The sequence below is a fragment of the Streptomyces thermospinosisporus genome (genome assembly GCF_039526425.1).
GTDB lineage: Bacteria > Actinomycetota > Actinomycetes > Streptomycetales > Streptomycetaceae > Streptomyces > Streptomyces thermocarboxydovorans.
Genome location: NZ_BAAAIZ010000040.1, coordinates 40,199 through 49,794, shown reverse-complemented (window position 1 = coordinate 49,794; position 9,596 = coordinate 40,199). Strand labels below are relative to the sequence as shown.

Here is a 9,596-nt window from a genome sequence, read left to right as displayed (position 1 = left end):
CGCCGAGGCGGGGCTGGTGTCCGAGGAGGACGCCGGGACCCTGGACGAGGCCTGGGTGCTGGCCACCCGGGTGCGCAACGCGGTGATGCTGGTCCGCGGGCGGGCGGGGGACACCTTCCCCACCGACCCGCGGGAGCTGGCCGCCGTCGGGCGCTACCTGGGGTACGGGCCCGGACACGCGGGGGACATGCTCGACGCCTACCGGCGTACGGCGCGCCGGGCGCGCACGGTCGTCGAGGAGCTGTTCTATACCGACTGACGTCGTCCAGACGGTCTTCAGCGCCGTCTTTACACGGACGAGGAGGGCTGCTCCGGGGCCGGCTGCTCCGGGGCGGTGCGGGGCCGGGCGGGCAGGGGAGGGGCGGGAACGGTGTCCGGCGCGGCGCCGCCGGCCGGGGGACCGGGTGGTGCCGTGGCCGCCTCGCGGGGCGGATGCGGCACGTGCCGGGGCAGGTGGTGGGGGAGTGCGCCGTACCAGAGGCGGGCGACGGCGTAGCCGAAGGCCAGGCAGAGCACGCCGCCCACCGCGTCCAGCCAGAAGTGGTTGGCGGTGGCGACGATGACCACCAGGGTCGCCGCGGGGTAGAGCAGGCCGAGCACGCGGACCCAGGGGACGGTGGTCAGGGCGAAGATCGTCAGCCCGCACCACAGGGACCAGCCGATGTGCATCGAGGGCATCGCGGCGTACTGGTTGGACATGTTCTTCAGGTCGCCGGACGCCATGGAGCCCCAGGTCTCGTGGACCATCACGGTGTCGATGAACGCCTCACCGTTCATCAGACGGGGCGGGGCCAGGGGGTAGAGGTAGTAGCCGGCCAGGGCGACCGCGGTGGTGGAGAACAGAACCATGCGGGTGGCCGCATAGCGACCCGGGTGGCTGCGGAAGAGCCACACCAGGACACCCAGGGTCACCACGAAGTGCAGGGTGGCGTAGTAATAGTTCATGCTGACGATCAGCCAAGACACCGAGTTCACGGCGTGGTTGACCGACTTTTCGACGGCGATGCCGAGGGTCTGCTCCAGCTGCCAGATCCAGTCGGCGTTGCGCAGCGCCTCGGACCTCTGCTCGGGGACGGCGTTGCGGATCAGTGAGTACGTCCAGTAACTCACCGCGATGAGCAGGATCTCGAACCACAGGCGGGGCCTGCGCGGAGAGCGCCTCGCCCGGGGTGACAGGTCCGTGACGGGGTGTGAGACGGCCTGCTGCCGACCCTCCAGTGTGGTCACCGTCATGTCACCCATGGGCACAAAGTCTGCCAGAAAAGGCCTCCTCCTCAGATCATCCTCTGGTCGGGGGCGACCCGCATGTTGTCCTCCAGGTGACCGGCCAGAGGACCCGGAGGACACTCAGGGGTGACGTCCGGGAAGCGCCGGGGAGGAGTCGGGAAGGCGCCCTGGGGGGAGCAGGGAAGGCGCCCTAGGAGGAGCGGCCCGCCGCGGGTGCCGAGGCCGTCGAGCCGCGGACCACCAGCTCCGGCATGAAGACGAACTCGCTGTGCGGGGCGGGGGTTCCGCCGATCTCCTCGAGGAGGGTGCGGACCGCTGCCTGGCCCATCGCCGGGACCGGCTTGCGGATGGTGGTCAGCGGCGGGTCGGTGAAGGCGATCAGCGGGGAGTCGTCGAAGCCGACGACGGAGATGTCGTCGGGGACCTCGAGGTTCTGCTGGCGGGCCGCGCGTATCGCGCCCAGGGCCATCATGTCGCTGGCGCAGACGACGGCCGTGCAGTCGCGCTCGATCAGCGCCGCGGCGGCGGCCTGGCCGCCCTCCAGGCTGTACAGCGAGTGCTGGATCAGCTCGGTCTCGATCGTCTCCGCCGACAGTCCCAGCTGCTCCTGCATGGCCCGTGCAAAACCCTCGATCTTGCGCTGCACGGGGACGAAGCGCTTGGGGCCGAGGGCCAGGCCGATCCGGGTGTGGCCCAGGGAGACGAGGTGGGTCACCGCGAGGGTCATCGCGGCGCGGTCGTCGGGGGAGATGAACGGCGCCTGCACCCTGGGGGAGAAGCCGTCGACCAGCACGAAGGGCACGCCCCGGGCGCGCAGGCGGTCATAGCGCTGCATGTCGGCGGTGGTGTCCGCGTGCAGGCCGGAGACGTAGATGATGCCGGCCACGCCGCGGTCCACCAGCATCTCGGTGAGCTCGTCCTCGGTGGAGCCGCCCGGGGTCTGGGTGGCCAGGACCGGGGTGTAGCCCTGGCGGGTCAGCGCCTGGCCGATGACCTGGGCGAGCGCCGGGAAGATCGGGTTCTCCAGCTCCGGGGTGATCAGACCCACCAGACCCTCGCTGCGCTGGCGGAGCCGTACCGGGCGTTCGTAGCCCAGGACGTCGAGGGCGGCGAGCACGGACTGGCGGGTGGTGGCGGCGACGCCCGGCTTGCCGTTCAGGACGCGGCTGACGGTCGCCTCGCTCACCCCCGCCTGAGCAGCGATGTCGGCAAGCCGTGTGGTCACAGGACTCGACTGTAGCTGGCGTGCCTGTCCCTGCACACCGAACGGACGCCTGGTGCGCGCCGTCGAACGGGCCGTAGCGGGCTGCTGGCTCATCGCGGTCCCTCACGTGGTGGTCGGCGTCCGTTCCGCAACGGATGATTCACCCGGCGGAAAGGCATGGCAAGTGCTTGCAGAGTCTTGCACAACTGTCCGATGCCCTGCTGAGTCCCGGAAAATCACGGTCGCGGAGCGGTCGAGGGGAGGTCACGGCGGGATAACTCTCGCGGCTTCTTGCAAAAGTTTTCAGCAAGGTCTTTCGGATCGCTTACATGGCTGTTACGTTCACCTCGCCCGACGGCCTCCCCACTCTCGGCCTCACCTGAGCGGTGGGAACCCCCCAGCGGCGCAGTCGGCAAGCGGCAGGACGGCAGACGGGGCCGTCTCCTGCTCCACTCGGGCTTTCACCCTCAAGGAGAACTCATGCGGCGTGGCATAGCGGCCACCGCGCTGGTGGCGTCCCTCGCCCTCGCGGCGACGGCCTGCGGTTCGGACGGCGACAGCGGCGACAAGGCCGGCGGCCCGGTCACCATCACCTGGTGGGACACCTCCAACGCGACCAACGAGGCGCCGACGTACAAGGCCCTGGTCAAGGAGTTCGAGGCCGCCAACAAGGACATCAAGGTCAAGTACGTCAACGTCCCCTTCGACCAGGCGCAGAACAAGTTCGACACCGCCGCCGGTTCCAAGGGCGCCCCCGACGTGCTGCGCTCCGAGGTCGGCTGGACCCCCGCCTTCGCCAAGAAGGGCTACTTCCTCCCGCTGGACGGCACCGAGGCCCTCAAGGAGCAGGACAAGTTCAAGTCCAACCTGCTCGAGCAGGCCAAGTACGAGGGCAAGACCTACGGCGTGCCGTTCACCACGGACACCCTCGCGCTGGTCTACAACAAGGAGCTGTTCGAGAAGGCCGGCGTGAAGCCGCCCAAGACCTGGGACGACCTGAAGAAGGCCGCCGCCACCATCAAGGACAAGACCGGCGTCGACGGTTACTGGGGCTCCACCGCCGCTTACTACGCGCAGACCTTCCTCTACGGCGAGGGCACCGACACCGTCGACGTCGACGCCAAGAAGATCACCGTCAAGTCGCCCGCGGCCAAGAAGGCCTACGGCACCTGGCTGAGCCTGTTCAAGGGCAAGGGCCTGCACAAGGCCGACACCACCGCCGAGGCCTACGCCCACATCCAGGACGCGTTCGTCAACGGCAAGGTCGCCGCGATCATCCAGGGCCCGTGGGAGATCACCAACTTCTACAAGGGCTCGGCGTTCAAGGACAAGAACAACCTCGGCATCGCCACCGTCCCGGCCGGCTCCACCGGCAAGGCCGGCGCCCCGACCGGCGGCCACAACCTGTCCGTCTACGCCGGCTCCACCAAGGAGAAGCAGGAGGCCGCGCTGAAGTTCGTGAACTTCATGACCTCGGCCAAGGCGCAGGAGACCATCGCGCTGAAGAACTCCACGCTGCCCACGCGGGACGACGCCTACACCGACAAGGTCAAGGCCGACCCGGGCATCGCCGGCTTCCAGACGGTCCTCGCCGCCGCCCAGCCGCGGCCGGCGCTGCCCGAGTACAGCTCGGTCTGGGGTCCGCTCGACGACGAGCTGCCGCAGATCGCCGGCGGCAAGAAGTCGCTGGACAAGGGGCTGACCGACGCCGAGGCCTCGATCGACAAGCTGGTGCCGGACTTCAGCAAGTGACGCCCGTGTGGCCGCCGGACCGCTCCTTCGAGGGGGAGGTCCGGCGGCCACCGGCCTGTGTGCCGTACTCCTTGATCATCCAGAAGGTGCCGAACCATGACAGTCGCCATCGACCGCGCGACCGGCAAGCGCCGCGGTGACCGCGCGCCCCGGCCCGGCCCGGTCACCCGCCTGAAGCGGTCATTCGCCAAGCACTGGTACGCCTACGCCATGATCGCGCCGGTGGCCGTCGTGCTCGGCGTCATCGTGCTGTATCCCCTGGCCTACGGCTTCTACCTGACGCTGACCGACGCCGACAGCCTCAACTCGGCCCGCACCATCGGCGTCAACAAGATCGAGGCCACCTACAAGTTCATCGGCCTGGACAACTACGCCGAGATCCTGTGGGGCGAGACGGCCTACGACCGCTTCTGGTCACACTTCATCTGGACGGTCGTGTGGACCGCGGCCTGTGTCGCCCTCCACTACGGCATCGGCCTCGGCCTCGCGCTGCTGCTCAACCAGAAGCTGCGCGGGCGCACCCTGTACCGGCTGATCCTCATCCTGCCCTGGGCGGTGCCGACCTTCGTCACCGTCTTCGGCTGGCGGTTCATGCTCGCCGACACCGGCATCATCAACTCCGGCCTCGGCTCCCTCGGCCTGCCCACGCCTCCGTGGCTGGAGGACCCCTTCTGGCAGCGGTTCGCCGCGATCATGGTCAACACCTGGTGCGGTGTGCCGTTCATGATGGTCTCGCTGCTCGGCGGACTGCAGTCGATCGACTCCTCGCTGTACGAGGCGGCCGAGATGGACGGCGCCAACGCCTGGCAGCGCTTCCGCAACGTCACCCTGCCGGGCCTGAGGTCGGTCAGCTCCACCGTGGTGCTGCTCGGCATCATCTGGACCTTCAACCAGTTCGCGATCATCTTCCTGCTGTTCGGCACCACCGCGCCGGACGCGCAGATCCTGGTGACCTGGGCCTACTACCTCGGCTTCGGACAGCAGCCGCGCGAGTTCGCCGAGTCGGCGGCCTACGGCATGCTGCTGCTGGCCCTCCTGGTCGTCTTCACCTCCTTCTACCGCCGCTGGCTGAACCGCAACGAGCAGCAGCTCGCGATCTGAGGCAGGAGTTCTCATGAGCACCACGACCGTCGAGAAGGCTGCTCCGGCCCGTCCGGCCGGCGAGGGGACGACCGTGAAGCGCCCGGTGCGCCGGCGCGGCGAACTCAGCCTGCCGGCCCGCCTGACCTCCCACGGCGTCCTGATCGCGGCCAGCCTGATCGCGCTGTTCCCGGTCGCCTGGCTGGTCTTCCTGTCCCTCGGCCCCGACAAGGACGACTATCTGCACCCCGGCCGCATCTGGGGCAAGATGACGCTGGACAACTACGCGTTCGTCCTGGAGCACACGGCCTTCTTCCACTGGCTGAAGAGCTCCCTGATCGTCTCCCTCGGGACGACCGTCATCGGTGTGCTCGTCGCCGCCACCACCGGCTACGCGGTCTCCCGCATGCGCTTCCCGGGCTACAAGAAGTTCATGTGGGTGCTGCTGGTCACCCAGATGTTCCCGGTGGCCGTCCTGATGGTGCCGATGTACCAGATCCTGTCCGAGCTGCAGCTGATCGACAGCTACCTCGGCCTGGTCCTGGTGTACTGCACCACGGCCGTGCCGTACTGCGCCTGGCTGATGAAGGGCTACTTCGACACCATCCCGTTCGAGATCGACGAGGCGGGCCGGGTCGACGGACTGAACCCCTTCGGGACCTTCGCACGGCTGATCCTGCCGCTCGCAAAGCCGGGCCTTGCGGTCGCCGCGTTCTACAGTTTCATCACGGCGTTCGGCGAGGTGGCGTTCGCCACGACATTCATGCTGGACGACGAGAAATACACCCTCGCCGTCGGTCTGCAGAGCTTCATCAGCGAGCACGACGCCCAGCGCAACCTCATGGCCGCCACCGCGGTCCTGATCGCGATACCCGTCTCCGGGTTCTTCTACCTGGTGCAGAAGAACCTGGTGGCCGGCCTCACCGCCGGCGGCACGAAGGGCTGACCCCCTTCGTCCGGAGACTCCCGCGCGCCTGACCGCGCGGGTAGGCGGCCCGCGGTGCCCATCCGACCCCGCTGACACCGCGGGCCGCCTCGTCCGGTCCCCGCCCGCACCCACGCCTCACACGACCGCCCTGACGCAACGCAAGGACGACATGAGTCAGCAGCACTCCGCCGCCCAGGTCCCGACCTCCCCGACCGAACCGACGCCCTCCACCGACTCGGCCGTCGCCACCGTCACCAGGCGCCACGACTGGTGGCGGGAAGCGGTGATCTACCAGGTGTACCCGCGCAGCTTCGCCGACAGCAACGGCGACGGCATGGGCGACCTGGAGGGCATCCGCTCCCGTCTGCCCTACCTGCGCGACCTCGGCGTGGACGCGGTGTGGCTCAGCCCCTTCTACGCCTCCCCGCAGGCGGACGCCGGATACGACGTCTCCGACTACCGTGCCGTCGACCCCATGTTCGGCACCCTGCTGGACGCGGACGCGCTGATCCGCGACGCCCATGCGCTGGGCCTGCGGATCATCGTCGACCTGGTGCCCAACCACTCCTCCGACCAGCACGAGTGGTTCAAACGGGCCATCGCCGAGGGCCCCGGCTCGCCGCTGAGGGAGCGCTACCACTTCCGGCCCGGCAAGGGGAAGAACGGCGAACTCCCGCCCAACGACTGGGAGTCGATCTTCGGCGGCCCCGCCTGGACCCGGGTCACCGAGCCCGACGGCACGCCCGGCGAGTGGTACCTGCACCTCTTCGCCCCCGAGCAGCCCGACTTCAACTGGGAGCACCCGGCCGTCGGCGACGAGTTCCGCTCCATCCTGCGCTTCTGGCTGGACATGGGCGTCGACGGCTTCCGCATCGACGTCGCCCACGGCATGGTGAAGGCCGAGGGCCTTCCCGACCTTGGAACCCATGAGCAACTGAAGCTGCTGGGCAACGATGTCATGCCGTTCTTCGACCAGGACGGGGTGCACGAGATCTACCGGCAGTGGCGGAAGATCCTCGACGAGTACTCGGGCGAGCGCATCTTCGTCGCCGAGGCATGGACGCCGACCGTGGAGCGCACCGCCAACTACGTACGCCCCGACGAGCTGCACCAGGCGTTCAACTTCCAGTACCTGGGCACCTACTGGGACGCCGCCGAGCTGCGCGAGGTCATCGACCGCACCCTGGACGCCATGCGCCCGGTCGGCGCCCCCGCCACCTGGGTGCTGTCCAACCACGACGTCACCCGGCACGCCACCCGCTTCGCCAACCCTCCCGGGCTCGGCACCCAGATCCGTCTGGCCGGCGACCGCGAGCTGGGCCTGCGCCGCGCCCGCGCCGCCACCCTGCTGATGCTGGCGCTGCCCGGTTCGGCCTACGTCTACCAGGGCGAGGAGCTGGGCCTGCCGGACGTCGTGGACCTGCCCGACGAGGTGCGCCAGGACCCGGCGTACTTCCGGGGCGCCGGCCAGGACGGCTTCCGCGACGGGTGCCGGGTGCCGATCCCGTGGACCCGCGAGGGCTCCTCCTACGGCTTCGGCGACGGCGGAAGCTGGCTGCCGCAGCCCCAGTGGTGGGGCGAGCTGAGCGTGGAGGCGCAGACCGGGGTGCCCGGCTCGACGCTGGAGATGTACCGGGCGGCGCTCGCGGTGCGCCGGGAGCAGCCCGACCTGGGCGCGGGCGACTCGGTGGAGTGGCTGCGGGCGCCGGAGGGCGTGCTCGCCTTCCGCCGCGGGGACTTCGTGTGCGTCGCCAACACCACGGGCGAGTCGGTGACCGTGCCCGCGTACGGGCGGGTGCTGATCTCCAGCAGCGAGGTCGCGGAGACGGGCGGCGAGGCGAAGGTGCCGGGCGACACCACCGTGTGGTGGACGACCGCCTGACGCCCGGCCCGTCTGACGCTCGGCCCAAGAAGCGTGTGAGGGGCGTGCCCGGGAGTGTCCCGGGGGCGCCCCGCAACTTTTTGGTTCAAGTTCGTACGGCCCGCTGCCCTTTCGGGTGGCGGGCCTTTAACATCTGCGGTGCCGCAAGTTTGCTGAATGTTTCAGCAAGCACCTTCAACGTAGAAGGAAACCCCACACATGGCACGCAGAACCCTCGCCGGGGCGGCCGCGCTCATCGCCGCCTCGCTTGTCATGACCCCGACCAGTGCGGAGGCCTCCCCACCCGGCTCGAAGGACGTCACCGCCGTCCTCTTCGAGTGGAACTTCGCCTCCGTCGCCCGTGAGTGCACCACCACCCTGGGCCCCGCCGGCTACGGCTACGTGCAGGTCTCCCCGCCCGCCGAGCACATACAGGGCGGGCAGTGGTGGACCTCCTACCAGCCCGTCAGTTACCGGATCGCGGGCCGCCTCGGCGACCGTACCGCCTTCAAGAACATGGTCGACACGTGTCACGCGGCCGGGGTGAAGGTCGTCGTCGACACCGTCATCAACCACATGTCCGCGGGCAGCGGCACCGGCACCGGCGGCTCGTCGTACACGAAGTACGACTACCCCGGCCTGTACTCGGTGTCCGACTTCGACAACTGCACCTCCCAGATCACCGACTACCGGGACCGCTGGAACGTCCAGAACTGCGAGCTCGTCGGGCTCGCCGACCTGGACACCGGCGAGGAGTACGTGCGCGGCGCGATCGCCGGGTACATGAACGACCTGCTCTCCCTCGGCGTGGACGGCTTCCGCATCGACGCCGCCAAGCACATCCCGGCCGCCGACCTCGCCGCCATCAAGTCCCGGCTGAGCAACCCGTCGGCGTACTGGAAGCAGGAGGTCATCTACGGCGCCGGCGAGGTCGTCCAGCCCGACGAGTACACCGGCAACGGCGACGTGCAGGAGTTCCGTTACGCCTACGACCTCAAGCGCGTCTTCAACAACGAGAACCTCGCCTACCTGAAGAACTACGGCGAGGGCTGGGGCTATCTCAAGAGCGGCGTCGCCGGTGTCTTCGTCGACAACCACGACACCGAGCGCAACGGCTCCACGCTCAGCTACAAGGACAACGCCAACTACACCCTGGCCAGCGTCTTCATGCTGGCCTGGCCCTACGGCGCCCCCGACATCAACTCCGGCTACGAGTTCTCCGACCACGACGCCGGGCCCCCCAACGGCGGCCGGGTCGACGCCTGCTGGCAGAACGGCTGGAAGTGCCAGCACGCCTGGCCGGAGATCAAGTCCATGGTCGCCTTCCGCAACGCCACCCGCGGCCAGGCGGTGACCAACTGGTGGGACAACGGCGGTGACGCGATCGCGTTCGGCCGCGGCAACAAGGGCTTCGTGGCCATCAACCACGAGTCCGGCTCGCTGACCCGCACCTACCAGACCTCCCTGCCGGCCGGCACCTACTGCGACGTGCAGAGCAACAAGCAGGTGGCGGTGGACGGTTCGGGCCGGCTGACGGCCACCCT

7 protein-coding genes and 1 pseudogene are annotated in these 9,596 nt (G+C 69.1%); 6 read left to right on the top strand and 2 right to left on the bottom strand.

Annotated features, from left to right (window positions below):
* The coding region (locus ABD207_RS14900) for a [protein-PII] uridylyltransferase family protein (RefSeq protein ID WP_344013234.1) at window positions 1-259 on the top strand (259 nt) is incomplete at its 5' end.
* A 29-nt stretch (window positions 260-288) separates the two neighbouring features.
* On the opposite strand, the gene ABD207_RS14895 is transcribed toward ABD207_RS14900, so the two are convergent.
* A complete protein-coding gene (locus tag ABD207_RS14895; protein ID WP_344013232.1) occupies window positions 289-1,242 on the bottom strand; it encodes a phosphatase PAP2 family protein in 954 nt (317 codons plus the stop codon).
* Between the two features lie 175 nt (window positions 1,243-1,417).
* Complete coding sequence (locus ABD207_RS14890) at window positions 1,418-2,452, bottom strand: LacI family DNA-binding transcriptional regulator (protein WP_344013230.1); 1,035 nt, start codon at window positions 2,450-2,452, stop codon at window positions 1,418-1,420.
* Between the two features lie 459 nt (window positions 2,453-2,911).
* Here ABD207_RS14890 and ABD207_RS14885 point away from each other — a divergent pair, with 459 nt between their 5' ends.
* The 5 genes and pseudogenes from ABD207_RS14885 to ABD207_RS14865 all read left to right on the top strand — a co-directional run.
* Window positions 2,912-4,183: an extracellular solute-binding protein gene (locus ABD207_RS14885; RefSeq protein ID WP_344013228.1), complete on the top strand. Its 1,272-nt coding sequence runs from the start codon at window positions 2,912-2,914 to the stop codon at window positions 4,181-4,183.
* A gap of 96 nt (window positions 4,184-4,279) precedes the next feature.
* The gene (locus tag ABD207_RS14880) at window positions 4,280-5,284 is read left to right on the top strand and encodes a carbohydrate ABC transporter permease (RefSeq protein WP_344013226.1); all 1,005 of its coding nucleotides are present in this window, start codon (window positions 4,280-4,282) and stop codon (window positions 5,282-5,284) included.
* A gap of 13 nt (window positions 5,285-5,297) precedes the next feature.
* Complete coding sequence (locus tag ABD207_RS14875; protein ID WP_344013224.1) at window positions 5,298-6,209, top strand: sugar ABC transporter permease; 912 nt, start codon at window positions 5,298-5,300, stop codon at window positions 6,207-6,209.
* Window positions 6,210-6,360: 151 nt separating this feature from the next.
* Window positions 6,361-8,073: a glycoside hydrolase family 13 protein gene (locus ABD207_RS14870; RefSeq protein WP_344013222.1), complete on the top strand. Its 1,713-nt coding sequence runs from the start codon at window positions 6,361-6,363 to the stop codon at window positions 8,071-8,073.
* A 198-nt stretch (window positions 8,074-8,271) separates the two neighbouring features.
* Window positions 8,272-9,596, top strand: a pseudogene (locus ABD207_RS14865) (alpha-amylase); the annotation flags it as partial.

What these genes read in the sequence shown, in the direction of transcription:
- ABD207_RS14895 (WP_344013232.1), bottom strand. Translation starts at nt 1,242, where the DNA reads ATGGGTGACATGACGGTGACCACACTGGAGGGTCGGCAGCAGGCCGTC.
- ABD207_RS14885 (WP_344013228.1), top strand. Translation starts at nt 2,912, where the DNA reads ATGCGGCGTGGCATAGCGGCCACCGCGCTGGTGGCGTCCCTCGCCCTC.
- ABD207_RS14880 (WP_344013226.1), top strand. Translation starts at nt 4,280, where the DNA reads ATGACAGTCGCCATCGACCGCGCGACCGGCAAGCGCCGCGGTGACCGC.
- ABD207_RS14875 (WP_344013224.1), top strand. Translation starts at nt 5,298, where the DNA reads ATGAGCACCACGACCGTCGAGAAGGCTGCTCCGGCCCGTCCGGCCGGC.
- ABD207_RS14870 (WP_344013222.1), top strand. Translation starts at nt 6,361, where the DNA reads ATGAGTCAGCAGCACTCCGCCGCCCAGGTCCCGACCTCCCCGACCGAA.